This window comes from Nocardia alba NBRC 108234, assembly GCF_001612665.1.
In the GTDB taxonomy this organism is placed as follows: domain Bacteria; phylum Actinomycetota; class Actinomycetes; order Mycobacteriales; family Mycobacteriaceae; genus Nocardia; species Nocardia alba.
Window position 1 is genome coordinate 1 of record NZ_BDAX01000044.1, and the last position, 15,568, is coordinate 15,568.

16 protein-coding genes and 1 pseudogene are annotated in these 15,568 nt (G+C 67.8%); 5 read left to right on the top strand and 12 right to left on the bottom strand.

The window, feature by feature from the left end:
* The 10 genes and pseudogenes from NA12_RS31340 to NA12_RS31385 form a co-directional block, all read right to left on the bottom strand.
* Positions 1-377: pseudogene (locus tag NA12_RS31340) on the bottom strand (hypothetical protein); the annotation flags it as partial.
* A 132-nt stretch (positions 378-509) separates the two neighbouring features.
* Positions 510-1,463: an MlaD family protein gene (locus tag NA12_RS31345; protein ID WP_067459898.1), complete on the bottom strand. Its 954-nt coding sequence runs from the start codon at positions 1,461-1,463 to the stop codon at positions 510-512.
* Positions 1,460-2,494: an MlaD family protein gene (locus NA12_RS31350; RefSeq protein ID WP_067459901.1), complete on the bottom strand. Its 1,035-nt coding sequence runs from the start codon at positions 2,492-2,494 to the stop codon at positions 1,460-1,462. Before NA12_RS31350 ends, NA12_RS31345 begins: the two co-directional genes overlap by 4 nt.
* A 14-nt stretch (positions 2,495-2,508) precedes the next feature.
* Positions 2,509-3,606, bottom strand: a complete 1,098-nt coding sequence (locus NA12_RS31355) for an MlaD family protein (protein ID WP_067460002.1) — start codon at positions 3,604-3,606, stop codon at positions 2,509-2,511.
* Entirely contained in the window at positions 3,606-4,625 is a 1,020-nt protein-coding gene (locus NA12_RS31360; protein ID WP_067459904.1) for an MlaD family protein, read from the bottom strand. The genes NA12_RS31355 and NA12_RS31360 overlap by 1 nt, the downstream gene beginning before the upstream one ends.
* Entirely contained in the window at positions 4,613-5,617 is a 1,005-nt protein-coding gene (locus tag NA12_RS31365) for an MlaD family protein (protein ID WP_067459908.1), read from the bottom strand. Before NA12_RS31365 ends, NA12_RS31360 begins: the two co-directional genes overlap by 13 nt.
* Entirely contained in the window at positions 5,614-6,648 is a 1,035-nt protein-coding gene (locus NA12_RS31370; protein ID WP_067459911.1) for an MlaD family protein, read from the bottom strand. Before NA12_RS31370 ends, NA12_RS31365 begins: the two co-directional genes overlap by 4 nt.
* Before the next feature lie 5 nt (positions 6,649-6,653).
* Entirely contained in the window at positions 6,654-7,520 is an 867-nt protein-coding gene (locus NA12_RS31375; protein ID WP_067459914.1) for an MlaE family ABC transporter permease, read from the bottom strand.
* Positions 7,520-8,365 (bottom strand): MlaE family ABC transporter permease, encoded by an 846-nt coding sequence (locus NA12_RS31380; protein ID WP_067459917.1) that lies wholly within the window; start codon positions 8,363-8,365, stop codon positions 7,520-7,522. The genes NA12_RS31375 and NA12_RS31380 overlap by 1 nt, the downstream gene beginning before the upstream one ends.
* Positions 8,366-8,563: 198 nt before the next feature.
* The gene (locus tag NA12_RS31385; RefSeq protein WP_207905685.1) at positions 8,564-9,655 is read right to left on the bottom strand and encodes a calcium:cation antiporter; all 1,092 of its coding nucleotides are present in this window, start codon (positions 9,653-9,655) and stop codon (positions 8,564-8,566) included.
* A gap of 103 nt (positions 9,656-9,758) precedes the next feature.
* Between NA12_RS31385 and NA12_RS31390 the strand changes: the two genes are divergently transcribed.
* From NA12_RS31390 to NA12_RS31405, 4 genes are all read left to right on the top strand, one after another.
* On the top strand, positions 9,759-10,409 hold the full coding sequence (locus NA12_RS31390; RefSeq protein WP_067459922.1) for a phosphate signaling complex PhoU family protein: 651 nt from the start codon (positions 9,759-9,761) through the stop codon (positions 10,407-10,409).
* A gap of 198 nt (positions 10,410-10,607) precedes the next feature.
* On the top strand, positions 10,608-11,384 hold the full coding sequence (locus NA12_RS31395; protein WP_067459927.1) for an HNH endonuclease family protein: 777 nt from the start codon (positions 10,608-10,610) through the stop codon (positions 11,382-11,384).
* A gap of 35 nt (positions 11,385-11,419) precedes the next feature.
* Positions 11,420-11,644: a hypothetical protein gene (locus tag NA12_RS31400; RefSeq protein WP_084473300.1), complete on the top strand. Its 225-nt coding sequence runs from the start codon at positions 11,420-11,422 to the stop codon at positions 11,642-11,644.
* A 25-nt stretch (positions 11,645-11,669) separates the two neighbouring features.
* Positions 11,670-12,392: a phosphatase PAP2 family protein gene (locus NA12_RS31405; RefSeq protein ID WP_084473302.1), complete on the top strand. Its 723-nt coding sequence runs from the start codon at positions 11,670-11,672 to the stop codon at positions 12,390-12,392.
* Here the strand turns inward: NA12_RS31405 and NA12_RS31410 are convergent.
* Positions 12,341-13,369, bottom strand: coding sequence for a zinc-dependent alcohol dehydrogenase family protein (locus tag NA12_RS31410; RefSeq protein WP_084473304.1), 1,029 nt, complete (start codon positions 13,367-13,369; stop codon positions 12,341-12,343). The two genes, NA12_RS31405 and NA12_RS31410, sit on opposite strands and share 52 nt — an antisense overlap.
* A 107-nt stretch (positions 13,370-13,476) precedes the next feature.
* Here NA12_RS31410 and NA12_RS31415 point away from each other — a divergent pair, with 107 nt between their 5' ends.
* On the top strand, positions 13,477-14,280 hold the full coding sequence (locus NA12_RS31415; RefSeq protein ID WP_067459934.1) for a helix-turn-helix domain-containing protein: 804 nt from the start codon (positions 13,477-13,479) through the stop codon (positions 14,278-14,280).
* A 36-nt stretch (positions 14,281-14,316) separates the two neighbouring features.
* Here NA12_RS31415 and NA12_RS31420 read toward each other — a convergent pair whose 3' ends face one another.
* Positions 14,317-15,528 carry an FAD-dependent oxidoreductase gene (locus NA12_RS31420; protein WP_067459938.1) on the bottom strand — a complete coding sequence of 404 codons (1,212 nt, stop codon included), beginning with the start codon at positions 15,526-15,528 and terminating at the stop codon, positions 14,317-14,319.
* Positions 15,529-15,568: the final 40 nt, after the last annotated feature.

The window sequence follows — 15,568 nt, forward strand, 5'->3', positions numbered from 1 at the left end:
GGCGGGGGCGGGGCGGGCGGCGCGGGGGCCGAGGCCGGTGGCAGGGCGTCGGGGGTGGTGGCCGTGCATTGCCAATCGCCATCGTCGTGAACACGCCAATGCGCGACGATGCCACCGGCGGAGCAGTTGCCGCCGACCCGCCTGGCCGGCCACGGTGGCGCGAATCCCTGGTCCGGATCGGACCCGGCGACCGGGAGGTTGTCGGCATCGGCTCCCATCGGGTTCACCGACGGGTTGTCCGCACCACCGTGGTCGGCGCGCATCACCAGACCGAGCCCGGTGACCAGCCCGAGTATCGCGGCGAGCACCGCCGCGATCGCGATCATTCGAGTACTGCTGCCGGCCCGTGTGCGCGGACCCTCGCTGCTCTCTGCCATCGCACCGCCTTCGCCGCGGACCAGGTCTCCCCTCGATCCGTCACGCTACCGCAAGGTTGCTCGCAGATCGCCAGGCTCGGCGAAACATCCACTGGCCAGGGCAGATACCGATATCTGATGGTTGCCAGATATTTACTTGATCGCGACCCGGACCTTCACCGCATCGGCGTCGGTGTTGTGCAGGGCCTGCGCGATCAGTGCGCTCAAGTCGAGCTGTGGAGCGGTCGCGGTCACCGATTCGGTGAGCGGGCGCAGTCCGGGCAACAGGGCCGAGAGCTCGGGGCCGAGCTCGTTCAGCGCGGCGGTGAGCTGCCGCAGCAGTGGCACCAGGCCGTCCTCGCGCAGGTACATCCGCGGATCGCCCTCGGTCGCCCGGCCGACCGACTCGACGAACTGGTCGATCACCTGGCTCAACCGGATGAAAGCGGGCGCGGCGGCCGAGGTGGCGGGCCCGGCCCAACCGATATCGCCGGAGACGTACTCGAAGTTGTTCTGCAACTCACCGATCGCCGGTACGCGACTCATGAGCGCCGCGGCGAGCAGGTCGCCCGCCCTCGCCAGTTCGGGGACGACGTTCTCGGTGCCGACCATCGCCGTGCCGAGGGTGTCGACCAGCGAGCCGACCACCACGGGGTCGAGCTGCTCGACGGTCTTGGTGACCAGCCGCGCGACCTCGGGGATCGACATCGGAGTCCGCACGTTCTCCCCGGACAGACGCTGGCCGTCGGTGAGGTAGGGCCCGCTCGCGTCGCGCGGCACGAACTGCACGTACGGCTCGCCGAGCGAGGACAGGTGCTCGATGGTGACGACGCTGCTCATCGGCACCTTGTGCTCGGCGCCGAACCGGAACCCGACCTGCACGCGGCCGCTCGCCGAGGTGTCGACACCGGTCACCTCGCCGATCTCGATACCGGTCAGCAGGATCGGCGAGCCCACGCTGAGACCACCGGAATTCGCGATCTCGATCGAGGCCGCGGTGTAGTCGGCGAACGGGTCGACCCGAACCACCCCGAAGGTCAGATAGGTCGCGCCGAGCACGGTGATGGCGGCGATGCCGCCGAGGGACGCCAGTGCACCGATCTTCATCGCACCAATCCGATCATCCGCAGCGCGGTGACGATCTGCGCCAGTTGGTCTTCTTCGGACACCTCGACCCCGGTGACGTTCACCTTCGGCCCGCGCTCGACGAAGGGGATGATCTTGTCGCGCAGCAGGGCGGTGAGCAGCGCCATGTTGGTCGAGGACCGCAGATCGGCCGAGCCACCGGTGGCCAGCGGCAGGAACGCGCTCGCTGCGGCGTCGCCGGAGCTCGCGATCGGCGCCAGCCAGGTGAGCGAGGAACCGACCGGACCGAGCGCGTCGAAGATCTTCATGGTCTTCGCGATCGAATCCTGGGTGCCCGTCAGCGAGGCGACCGCCTCGGGCGTGAGGATGTTCGTCAAGGCGACTTCGGTGTCGTCGTGCAGGATCGCCGCGTTGCGGGACAGTCCGTCGACCAGCAGGTCTAGCTGGTCCAGGTGCGCGGCCAGGTCCGCCGCGTCGGCACCCATCACCGCGGAGATACGCGCGGTCTCTCTGGGATCGGATGGCATCACCGAGTTGATCCGGCCGAGCATCTCCTGCAGCTGGCCGATCGCGCCGCCCTGCACGAACAGCGCCATGGTGGCCATTGTGTCTTCCAGTTGCACAGGCGGTTTCGTGCGTTCGATCGGGATCGTCGCGCCGTCGCGCAGCAGGTCGCCGAAGCCGTCCTTCGGTGTGGTGAGCGAGAGGTGGATATCACCGAGGATGGTGTCCTGGCGCAGTTCGGCGATGGACTTCGCCGGCAGTTGCACGGTGTCGAGGATGTCGGCCTCGACGATGACGTAACCGCCTCGGCCCGCGGGCGCGTCGGCGGGCTGAACTACCCGCACACCGTCGACGATGCCGATCTCGGCGCCGTTGGCGATCACCTTCGACTTCGCGGGCAGGTTCAGCGCACTACTGAATTCGATCTGCACCCGGTAGGTCGAACCGCTGACGGTCGAGCCGGGCACGGGCACTTCGGCAGGGTCGAACCCGCAGCCGCCGACGGCGAGTCCGGCCGCGACGACAAGCGCTGAAGCGCTGTGTCGCATCAATTTTCGAGCATTCATCGAGCACCTGCCATTCCCAGCACAACCTGCACGAGATTCACATCGGCCAGTCCGAGCGCCGGGTCGGGGCACTGCCCCGGAATCAGCTCGTTCACCGCGTTGCACACCTGGTCGGCCGCACCGGCGGGCAAGACGACCTTCGGCGGCGCGTAGGTGATCGCGGTGCCGCCCGCGGGATCGGTGGCACTGCGGAAGGCGGAGGCGAGCGCGGGCATCTTCGCCACGATCTCGCTGAGCGAGCCGATGTTGGCGCGCAACAGCTTCACCAGCGGGACCGTGTCGTCGAGCGCGCCGATCAGCGGGTCGCCGAGGATGACGGCGATGTCGTTGAGCATCGGCAACACCTCGCCGAGACCGTCGAACAGCGAGGTGGCCGGGCCGAGCAGGTCGTCCGACGCCATGTTGAGCAGCGGCGCCAGCCGGACCAGCATCGTCTGCAGGTCGCCCCAGTTGGCGGCGACCCGGTTCGAGACCGAGGCGAACGCGTCGAAAAGACCGGCGAGATGGCCGATGTCGGCATCGGGCTTGTTCATCGCCGACCCGAGTGTGTGGATGAGCTCGTTGACCGTGGGGCCGGTGCCCTCGGTCGCGCGGTCGAGCGAGGACAGGCCGTCGGCCAGGGCGCTCGGCGCACCCGCGGCGCCGCCGGAGAGCTGATCGGACAGGCTCGCCAGCGCGGTGAGAGTTTCGGTGATGCTCTTGGGGGTCAGCGTTTTGGTGATGCAGCCGCCCGCCAGCGGGGGCGCGGCCTTGCCGCTGGTGAGCACTGCCAGATTGCGATCCGCCGCGACCGAATACGCGACCGTGGTCGCGGAAGCGTCGGAGTAGACATCGAATTCGGCGTCGACCTCGAAGTCGACCCGCACCTTGGCGCCCTCGTTGCGCACCGCGGTCACCTCGCCCACATCCATGCCGCGCATGGTGACGTGGTTGCCGGGGTAGAGGCCGATCGCGTCGGGCATGAGCGCGCAATAGGATTCGGTCTTCTTCAGCGGATCGAAGGCGACGAAGTAGCCGCCGGTCACCAGGGCCACGAGAACCGCGACACCGGCGATCGACATGAACGCCTGGGATCCGAGCAGTCGTTTCAGCATCAGCACGCCTTCCCGGGCAGCGGTACGCACACGCGGGCGCTCGACTGGTCGACCACGACACCGGCTTCGGGGGTGGCCAGCTGCGACAACTTCGTCTGCAAAGCACCGACGGTCCCGAGGACGGGCTCGAGCCGACCGCCGAGTTCCGCCAGTCGCGGCAGGGCGTCGGCCAAAGCCTGCGCCTGTGGTTTCAGCGTCGATTCCCAGGTCGGCGCGAGGACCGCCAGACGATTCACGACCGAGGTGAGCAGCCGAACCGCTTCGGCCAGTTCGGCCTTCTTGCTCAGCAGCAAATCCTCGAGGAGGTTGACGTTGTCCATCAGCCTGCCCAGATCGGACTTGGCGCCGTCGTACATGGTGATGTACTCGTCGACGACCGCGATCGACTTCGACACCTGAGCGCGCTGCCGGTCGAGCATGTCGACGTATTTGCCGACGGTGTCCAGGGTGGTGCGCAGCGCCTCCGGCGAGGTCGAGATCGCGGAGTTCGCGGCGGCCAGGTTGTCGCGCACGGTGTCGCCGTCGACGGCGGCAAGCGGGGCGGTGGCGTCCTGGAAGGTCTCGATCAGACTGTAGGGCAGGCGGATTCGATCAGCGGGAATCGCCTTGTCGCCCAGCGGCTTCGAGCCCGCGGGGTAGAGCGCCACATAGTGACCGCCGACCACGGTGAGCATGCGGACATCCAGGGATGTCTGATCGCCGACGAAGACATCGTTCTTCACGGTGAACCGCATGAGCACCTTGTCGGGCTTCAGTGCCAGTGAGGTGACGCTGCCGACCGAGATACCGGCCAGGCGCACGTCGTCGCCCTCGCGCACCGACTGCGCTTCACTGAGCTCGGCGGTGTAGGTGTGCTTGCCCAGCGGGACCACGTAGACCACGCCCGCGCCGATGATGAACAGCACGACCAGGCTCAGACCGATGATCCCCATCCGCAGTTCCCGTGCGCGTTTGCCCGCTTCGTCGGGGATCGGGCGGTCACCGGCGAACATCGCGGTGAGCTTGTTCAGCGGTTGCATACGGTGACCTTCTGTCCGGCGATCAGCACCTGCAGCGGCACGGGCACCTCGGCGGCGCCGTTGCTGCAGTGCGGCGTGAAGTCGGCGAAACCGCGCGCGAGCGAGGCGTCGACCGTGGCCAGCAGACCGGGGAGCTTGCCGAACACCTCGACGGCCTCCTGCGGATTCGGGAACAGCGCGCGGATCATCGCGTCGACATCGGCGCCGCCGCCCTCGACCAGGCCGAGCGAGGCGAGCAACCGGTCCACCGGCGCCAGCACCGAGGGCGCGGTCATCGCGAATTGCGCGACGCCACCGATATTGCGCTGCATCGCCTCGAAGATGTCGGTGAGCCGAGCCAGCAGCGGCACCAGATGCCCGACCTTGCCGCCGTGGCGCTCCGACAGCTCCGACAGGTTGTGGATCAGGGTGCTGATCACCTGCTGACGGTCATCGGCATAGCTCGCGAGCTTGTCGATCGCGGTGAGCGCGGGCCCGAGACCGGTGCCGTCGCCCTCGATCACGGCGAGCATGCTCGCGGTGAACTGGTTGATCGCTTCCGGCGACAAGGTGGCGAGCACCGGCTTGAGGCCGCTGAACAGGCTCGTCACGTCGAAGGACGGGACGGTCATGTTCGCGCCGATCCGCGCGCCCGCCGCGATGGTCCTGCCCGGGTTCGGGGCCTGCTGCAGGTCGATATAGCGCTGGCCGGTGAGGTTCTGGTAGCGGATGGCCAGCTTGGAGTTGTCATAGATCGGGGTGTCGGTCTTGACCGTGATCGCGACCTTGGCCTTGTCGCCCTCGAGGCCGATCTTCTCGATCTTGCCCACCTGCACGCCGAACATCCGCACGTCGTTGCCGACCTTGAGGCCGTTGGCGTCGGTGAACAGGGCGTCGTGGGCGAAGGTGTCACCGTCGACCGGGCGCTTGATCAGCGTGAACACCATGCCGAGGATGGCGATCATCACCAAGCTGAAGACGCCGAGGCGCAGTGCGGTTCCGCGAATCTTCATCGCGCACCGGCCTTTCCGAGCAGCGGCACCGCGATGCCGGGGACCCCGCTGAGCTCGACGTCCAGATTGACGACAGGTCCGTTCGGACCATCGGGCATGGCACCGCGCAGGTTCCGCAGCAGGGCGGTGAGATCGGCGCCGGTCCGGCGCGGGTTCGGCGACATCTGGGCCAGCGCGAGCAGCATCGGCGCGAGCATGTCCGTGGTCTCTGCGAAGTGCGCGCCCGCGGTGCTCACGGTGGTGGTGAGCGCGGGCAGGATGGCGCCGCCGATCACCCCGACGCCGATGTCGTAGCGCTGCTTGTCGACCTGGGTCACCCGGATCTCGCTGAGCTGGTCGATCACCTTCATCGTCGCGCTCGCGAACTGGCCGCCGCCGTCGAAGGCGGGTCCGAGCTTGCCCGCCAGTTCCGAGGGCATGACGTCCTGGTTGTCGGCGATGGTCCGCGAGACCGTGATCAGGGCTTGGACCAGCGGGGTGAAGGCCTTGAAGTCGGCGGCCAGCTGGGAGATGACGGTCGCCATCTGCGGGCTGGTGACGGTCATCCCGACCTGCGAGAGACTGCGCAGGATCGCGCTCATCGTCGCGTCGTAGACCCGGTCGTTGTTCGTGCCGGTCAGGTCGAGCACCGCGCCCTCACGCAGTGGCGAACCGCCCGCGCCGCGGCGCAATTCGATCTCGGCGATGCCGAACAGGTTGGTCGGGGCGTAGTCGATCGCGAGGCTGTCGTCGATGCCGACCAGTCGCTCGGTGTCGAGCAGCAGCGCGATCTGCTGGGTGCCGCGCGCGCCGGGGGTGACCTCGGCGACCTCGCCCACCGTCACGCCGTCGACGCGGACCTGGCTGCCCGCGCTGATGCCGTCGCCGAGGTGTTCGGTGCGCAGGGCGATGCGCAGGCCGTCTTCGGACCGCAGATTCGTGTAGGTGAGGTAGCCGAGGGCGATCGCCGCGATCACCGACAGGATGATCACGCCGGTCAACCGCGAGGTGCGCCGATCGGCCGCGACGCCGGGCATTCCGTAGTTAGGCATCTAATTCACCCCGTAAAACTGATCGCCGAGTTGAAGCCCCAGAGCATGATCGTGAGCACCATGTCGATGCCGATGATGGCCACCGAGCTGGCGCGCACCGCGCGCCCGGACGCGATGCCGACCCCCTCGGGGCCGCCGGTGGCGAAGAACCCGAAGTAGGCGTGCACCAGGATCACCACCGTGCCGAACACGGCCACCTTGATCACCGCGGCGATCATGTCGAAGCCGGAGATGAACTGGAAGAAGTAGTGGTCGTACACCCCGGCCGATTGCCCGTAGACCATCGTGAGCAGTCCACGGCAGGCGCCGTAGGCCAGGATCAGCGCGATCAGGAAGGTCGGCACGATGGCGATGGCGCCCGCGATCACCCTGGTGGTGACGACGTAGGGCACCGAACGCAGGCCGAGCGCCTCGATCGCGTCGATCTCCTCGGAGATGCGCATCGCGCCGATCTCGGCCGTGATCCGGCAGCCCGCCTGGGCGGCGAAGCCGATGGCCGCCGCGATCGGCGCCAGTTCACGGGTGGTCGCGTAGGCCGAGATGACGCCGGTGACCGGGCCCATGCCGAGCATGTCGAGGGAGGCGAACGACTCGACGCCCACCGAGGCGCCCATCACCAGGCCGAGCACGATCATCATCGGGACGGTGCCGCCGCCGACGATGATCGACCCGCGACCCCAGGTCATATCGGTGACCGCGCGCAGCGTCTCGTCCCGATAGCGGCGCAATGTCAGCGGCACCGAGGACAACACCTGCCAGACGAACACCGCGACGAAGCCGAGCGATTCCCCGGCGGTGACGATCCGTTTGCCGAGGCGAGCGGGCTTGCGCAGCCAATGCAGCGACGTGGGGATATACGACGAGGCAGCCATCACGCCAACTTCGTCGGCAGGAACATGGCGCTGATCTGGCTGGCCAGCAGGTTCACGATCGCGATCGAGACCACCGAGAGCACCACCGCCGCGTTCACCGCGTCGGCCACCCCGCGCGGGCCGCCCTTGGCCTCCAGGCCGCGCTGGCAGGAGATGATCACGACCAGGAACCCGAAGATCAGTGCCTTGAGCAGCGAGACCCACACGTCACCGGCGGTCGCGAACGAACCGAAGGTCGACCAGTAGCTACCCGGCGTGACGCCCTGCCCGCCGACGGCGACCGCGTATCCGGCCAGTACGCCGACGAAGATGATCAGCACATTGAGCATCGGTGCCACGAGCAGCATGGCGGCCAGGCGCGGGATGACGAGCCGGTGCACCGGGTTGATGCCCATGGTGTTGAGCGCGTCGATCTCCTCGCGGATGGTGCGCGCGCCGAGGTCGGCCGCGATCGCCGCCGCGCCGGCGCCACCGAGCAGGAAGCCGGTGGCGATGGGCGCGCCCTGTTTGATCACGCCGAGGCCGCCGGTCGCGCCGAGCATGGAGTCGGCGCCCAGGCTGTGGATCAGGTTGCCGACCTGCACCGAGACGATCACGCCGAACGGGATCGCCATCAGGATCGCCGGAATGGCGGTGACCGTGATCAGGCGCCAGGCCTGCACGAGGGTTTCCCGCCACTGGAACTGCCTGCGGGCGATGTCGGAGAACGAGCCGCCGACCGATTGCTGTGCGAGATCCACCGCTCGCCCGAAGGTCCGCAGCGACGACACGACGGTGTCGGTGAAGTTCTCGCGGACGATCCGGGTAGCGGAATCCGGCTTCGCGGAGCGCAGATCGGTGGGCATCAGAAATGCCTCCGGGCCGCTCGTGAAGCACGGGGCTTGGTGATTTTCATACCGCACTCTCTGGCTTCGGCGTCGGTGCCAACCCCAGCAAGTTAACCGGTACTCTGCGTCACAACAAAATTACCCATGGGTGACCCTGGTCGCTTTTTCGCGGATTCCATGACAGATCCACTTGCCATGTGATCCGCAACACTCCAGCTACGGACTGGCGGCCAGGAACACGAACGCGGCGAACAACGCCAGGTGAACGCCACCGTGGAGCAGGGTCGCGCGGCCGGGGACGACGGTGAGCGTGCTCACCACCACGGTCAGCGCGAGCAGCACCATCTGGGTGGCGCCCAGACCCAGCACCAGCGGTCCGCTCAACCAGATGGTCGCGATCGCGATCACCGGAATGGTCAGGCCGATGCTGGCCATCGCCGAGCCGAGCGCGAGGTTCAGACCGATCTGCACCTGATTGCGGCGCGCGGAGTTCACCGCCGCGATCGTCTCGGGCAACAGCACCAGCATCGCGATCACCACACCCACCGCCGACTGCGGCAAGCCGGCCGAGGCCACCGCCGATTCGAGCGCGGGCGAGACCACCTTGGCCAGGCCGACCACGCACACCAGGGCGAGCACCAGCATCCCCAGGCTGATCAGCGCGATCCTGGTGGACGGCACGTGACCATGGGTGTCGCTCTCGTCGACCGCGCCACCGTCCTCCACCGGGAGGAAGTCGTCACGGTGGCGCACCGTCTGCACCATCACGAACAGCCCGTACAGCGCCAGCGAGGCGACCGCGGCGAAGGCGAGCTGCGCCGACGAGAACTCCGGGCCCGGCGCACTGGTGGTGAAGGTGGGTAGCACCAGACTCAGCGTGGCCAGGGTCGCGACGGTAGCCAGCGCCGCGCCGGTCCCTTCCGCGTTGAACACCGCCACCCGCCTGCGCAGCGCGCCGATCAGCAGCACCAAACCGAAGATGCCGTTGCAGGTGATCATCACCGCGGCGAACACGGTGTCGCGAGCGAGCGAGGCCGCCTTGTCGCCGCCGGAGATCATCATCGTGACGATCAGCGCCACCTCGATCACGGTCACCGCCACCGCGAGGACCAGCGAGCCGTACGGTTCGCCGACCCGATGGGCCACCACCTCGGCGTGATAGACCGCCGCCAGCACCGCGCCGACCAGCGCCACACTCACCAACGCGACGATCAATCCCGGTACCGAACGACCCCAGCTGAGCACGAGCACGAGCGCGGCGAGGATGGGCACGTACATGGTCCATTTGGTCGTCAACGCGGCAATCATGGCTCCCATCCTTCCAGCTGGGAACAGGCACACCCGGATCCGTCGTCGCGGGATCTCGACGAGGGATTCACTCACACCCCCTCGATGGGGAACAATTCAGCGGGTGCGGACCCAGTTCACCCTCGAGCTCGTCGCTTTGGCCAACGAGCTCACCCTGATGTCGCGCGTCGCAGGTGACGCGACCGAGCGGGTTACCCAGGCGCTGGCCGGCGCCGACCTCGCCGCCACCTACGAGGTGTTCGCGCTCGACGAGCAGCTACAGCAGATGTTCGCCGCGTGCGAATCGCGCACCATGGCGCTACTCGCGCTACAGGCCCCGGTGGCCCGCGATCTACGGCATGTGGTGACCGCGATTCAGGTCGCCGGCGAGCTGTCACGGATCGGTCGGCGTACCGAAACCGCTGGCCAGTACGTCTATCGGGCCCATCCGGCCGCGGTCGCGCCAGAACCGGTGATCGCCGAACTCGTGTCGATGGGCACGCTCGCGACCCGGTGCGTGGCACGGGTGAGCGCGTCGGTGGCAAACGGTCGATTCACCGCCGAGGACGGCACCGACATCGAGGCGATGGAGACGCTGTGCAAGCAGTTGCGCACCGCGCTCACCGAGGCCGACGTGAGCACCGAGGCCGCGATCGATATGGCGTTGCTGGGCAGTCAATTCCAGCGCTGTGTCGATCACGCCGCCCGCATCGCACGCCTGATCCGCTTCCTGGACACCGGCATTCCGCCCGAATCGGGATCCCTGCCCGACTGATTCATTGTGATATCCATCACCTAGGGTTTGCCTGTCGACGGCGAGGGTCACCTCCGCCGATAGATGAACGCTATCGATCCGCGATCAGATCACGCTGTGCTGTGCGCGACCTCATAGCGGACAATCACTGACGACACCCGGTGCGGCCGTTAGGTTGTGCCGGTTCATTTTTCGACGATGCGTCTGGGCGGTACGGGCATGAAGTGGTCTTCGATCAGCGGCACTACCACGGGACGAGCCGTGCTCTCCTTCGCCGCGGCACTAGGCCTGGCCGTGGTGACCGCCTGCTCGAATCCGGTGCTGGACAAGGTGAATCCGGGTCCCGGTGCCGCGGGCGCGGCGACGGCGTCGGGCAAGGAGGTGAGCGATTTGATCGCCACCCTCGTTGTCGCGCAGGAGGGCCCGATGACGGGCTACACGCGCGAGGAGTTCCCGCACTGGGACACCAACAAGCCCGAGCACGGCTTCACCGGCGACCTGGCCAAGTACTCGAAATGCACCAGCCGCGAGGTGATGATGCTGCGTGACGCCAACGGCAAGGTCACCCTCGACGCCAAGACCTGTGATCTGAAGGTGGCGGCCGGTGGTGGCTGGCAGGACCACTACGGCTTCATCGACAAGGCGACCGGCAAACTCGGGCCCTACAAATTCATCACCGATCCGGCCAAGGTCGACGCCGAACACATTGTGCCCCTTGCCGAAGCGTGGCGATCGGGCGCCGCCGACCGAGACAAGGACACCCGCCGCCGCATCGCCAACGACTCGATGAACCTGGTCGCCGCCGACCCCTCGGCCAACCGTTCCAAGGGTGATCAGGACCCCGCGAACTACCTGCCGCCCGGCGAGTTCCGGTGTGCCTATGTCGAGCACTACGTCAAGGTGAAGGTAAAATACGCGTTGACCGTTGATACCGCAGAGCACACCGCGTTGCGCACCGCAGTCGACGACTGCCTACGCCGAGGAGAGTTCAAATAAGCGACCCCATCGAGATCACCGCCGAGAGCGCCGTCATGACCGAAGAGGAAGGGACGGTGTCCGGCGAGCTCGATGTCATGCTCGACGACGCGGGCAAGGGCCTCGTCCGCTATCGCGGCACCGATACCTGGTACACGATCGGCAATATCGCCTGCGATCCGCCGCGCACCTGGGACTGTGTCGCCGACCTGGTCAAGGCGATCAAGAAGGACGCGGGCACCCGCGACGTCGCGGGAAATACCGTGGTCTTCGAAGCGTGAGGCGCGAGCTGGCAATCTGGTAGCTATGCCGCCTGCCTCTCGACAACCACCGCCCACCGAGGTCGCCTGGTCCTCGTTCTGTCGTCGCACGCCGATCGTGGTGACCATGATCGCGAGCGCGGCGGTGCTGATCACCGCCCTCACCTGGGAGGTCACCAGCGGCGTCAGCGCGATGGACACCGCGGTGCTCGACTGGATGATCGCGCACCGCGGCGAAACGCTCACCGATATCGCCACGGTGATCACCGACCTCGGCAGCACCCTGTCGATGACGATTCTGGCGGTGCTCACCATCACCGGGTTCCTGCTGCGGCGCAATCCGCCGGTGGCCGCCCTGGTCGCGGGCACCTCGCTGGGGGCGGGTGTGCTGGTGTGGGTGATCAAACGCCTCGTCGGGCGGCAGCGACCGCCCGAGGCGTCCCGGCTGGTCTTCGAACCGAGCCTGTCGTATCCCTCGGGACATACGCTCGGTTCCACGGTGGTCGTCGGCATCGTGGCGATCGTGGTGATCCCCCGTCTGCGTAGGCACTGGGCCCGGGTGTGCGCCACCGTGTTCGCGGTCGCCTTTCCGATCGCCGTCGGATTGTCGCGGATCTATCTGGGTGTCCACTGGACCACCGATGTGCTCGCGGGCTGGATCATCGGGCTGCTGTGGCTGGTCCTGTGCGTCACCGCCTTCACCCGCGTGCTGTGCCCTCAGCCCACCGCGATCACGACCTTGCCGAACGACGCGCCCGAACGCAGGTAGTCGTAGGCGTCGGCGGCCTTGTCGGCATCGAATTCGCGATCGATCACCGGGCGCAGGCGATGCTCGGCGATCACCCGGTTCATCGCCTCGAAACCGGCGCGGCTGCCGACCGCGATGCGCCGGATCGACAGGTAGGACGAGCCGAAGGGGTTGTCCGGCAGGCTGGTTCCCGGTGCGGGCGCCATCGCGCCGACCATCGTCACCGTCGAGTTGTAGGCGCCCGCTCGCACCGATTGTTCGAGCGTGGGCAGCCCGACCGTGTCGATGACATGCTCGGCACCGGTCCCGGTCAGGTCCATCACCGCGTCACCCCAGTTCCCGGTGACGGTGCGATCGATCACCGTGTCGGCGCCCAGCGCCCGCAACCGTTGCGCCTTCGCCTGGCTGGAGGTGATCGAGATGACCTCGGCGCCGAGGATTTTCGCGAACTGGATCGCGTACAGCGCCACCGCGCCGCTGCCGACGGTGACCACGCGCGCGCCGGACGCGGGCGGAGCGGGTGTGGTGAGCGCCGACCAGGCGACCATGCCCGCGCAACTCAGGGTCGCCGCCTCCGTGTCGGTGAGGTGCGCCGGCACGTGCACGATCGAGTCCTCTTCGATCAGCGCGTAGGTAGCGAGAAATCCGTCGTAGTTCGCGCCGTATTGCTCGGCGGCCGTGGCGAGGGTTTGCGGACCGTCGACCCAGCGGACGAAGTAGCTCGCGGTGATCCGGTCGCCGATTCCCGCGCGGGTCACTCCGGGGCCGAGCGCGATCACCTCACCTACGCCGTCGGAGAGCGGGATGACGCCCGCGGTGGCGGGTAGCGGGTAGGTGCCGTCCATCAGCATCAGGTCTCGGCGGTTCACTGAAGCCGCGCGGACCCGGATAAGGACCTGATGCGGACCCGGTTCCGGCCGTTGCTGCGCGGACCGGGTGAGACCACCGTCGAGGTGATAGGCGTAGGCGTGATCGGAATGGAGTTCGTTGTCGGACATGGGAACAACTCTGTCGGTGACGGTGCGACCGTGCGATTCCCTCCAGGGAATGGGAGCCACCTTGTCGGCGGGAATGACGGCGGTGGTCGACGCTGTTCAGTCCTGTCATGACAACCGCGCTGCCGACGACGGGGTTCGGCCCGCAACTGCGTCACTGGCGGACGTTGCGCCGAGTCAGCCAACTCGACCTGGCGATCCGTGCCGAGACCAGCCAGCGATACCTGAGTTTTCTCGAGCAGGGCAGGTCGCAGCCCGGTCGCACGATGGTGGTGCGGCTGGCCGAATCGCTCGAGCTGTCCCTGCGCGACCGCAACACCTTGCTGCTGGCCGCGGGCTTCGCGCCGGTCTTCCCCGAAAGCGATCTGGCCGCACCGGAATTGGCGCCCGTACGCGAGGCGATCAGCGCGGTCCTCGACGGGCACCTGCCCTACCCGGCGCTGGTGGCCCGGCCGCGCGGCGAACTCGTCACCGCCAACGCCGCGTTCGACCTGTTCACCGAGGGCGTGGACCCGGACCTGCTGCGCGCGCCGATCAATGTCCTTCGACTGGCCCTGCACCCCGACGGTGTCGCCCCCCGGGTGCGCAACCTCCCCGAATGGGGCAGGCACATCATGGATTCGCTGCGTGGCCGCGCCGCGCACACCCCCGATCCCGCCCTCGACGAGCTCATCGCCGAGCTGTCGAGCTACCTGCCCCCACCCTGCCCCGGGCCCGACCACGTCGGCTTCGCCGTCCCGCTGCACCTGCGCACCCCCGACGGTGACCTCCGCTTGATCACCACTCTCACCTCCTTCGCGACCGCCACCGACGTCACCATCGCCGAACTCCACCTGGAAGCGTTTCTGCCCGCCGACGCGGACACCGCGCGCATCCTGCGGCTGCGCGCGGCACGTCACCGATCGACACCGTGACGGCCCTCGATCAGCGACGATCGAGGGCCGCCCGGATCACGGTGCGGCAGTGACGGATTCCGCCCGCACCGGCGCGTCCCAATCGATGCGGTAGCGCCGTTCGGCGCCCATGGTCTTCTCCGGGTTCATCACGGTCTTGACCATGAGCGGCATCACCGCGTTCATCACCCTGCGGGCGAACGGTCCCGGGGTCTTGCTGTGGTTGATCTTCGCCGCGCGGGCCGCGATGCCCTCCACCCGATTCCGGCGCAGCTGCTCATACTTCGCGAAAGCCTCGGTGGGCGCGGGGATATCGCGCAGACAGCGAGCGAGCTGCACGGCGCTCTCGATCGCGAGCGAGGCGCCCTGTCCGGAGCTGTTCGACGGTGCGTGCACCGAATCACCCACCAGGACGATCCGATCGCGATACCAGTGCGGCACCGGCGGCATGATGTGCAGCGCGCCGGCGATCTCGAGATTCTCCGCCGTGGTGCGCCGGGCGAATTCGCCGCCCGGCGAGTCGGGTGCATAGGTCTCGCGCAGGACGCGCAGCCAGTGCTCCGCCGGCAGGGCTCGCGCCTCGGTGAGCGAAAGATACTGCTTACTCGGCAGATTCGCGCCCCACACCGCGCGACCGTCGGCCAGCTTCCAATACAGGTAGTAGGCGTTGGTCCCGAAGGCGAACACCATGGTGTCGTCGGGCAGGTCCAGGTCGCATTCCACCATCGCGCCGAATCCGAGCATTCCGGTGTAGTCGGGACCCGGCGCGGCCGGATCGATCAGACCTCGCACGGTCGAACGGATTCCGTCCGCGCCGACGAGGACATCGGCGGTGGCGGTGGATCCGTCGGTGAAGTGCGCGGTGACACCATCGGGGTGTTCGTCGACGTGGGACAGCCGTTTGCCGTAGCTGAACGCGACGCCGGCGGCGACCGCGTGATCGTGCAGGGCGCGGTGCAATTCGCCACGGTCGACGGCCATCAGCGGAGGCTGATCGGCCAGCACCGGCATGACGTGTTCGCGACCGCCCACGCGCAGTCGCATCTGCGCGACCGGCAGCGCGATCTCGCGCACGGCGTCGCCCGCGCCGATGAGGTCGAGTGCCGCGACACCGTTGGGCGCCAGCGCGAGCCCGGAGCCGATGCCCTCGGACGGACCGGAATAGGCCTCGTACACGTGGGCGTGGATGCCTGCCTTGTGCAGGGCGGTGGCGGCGACGGGTCCGGCGATGCCGCCGCCGATGATCAATGCGGAACGGGTGGTGGACATGGGTGATCTCCAGATCTGATGTCGGCGTCACCCAGCTATC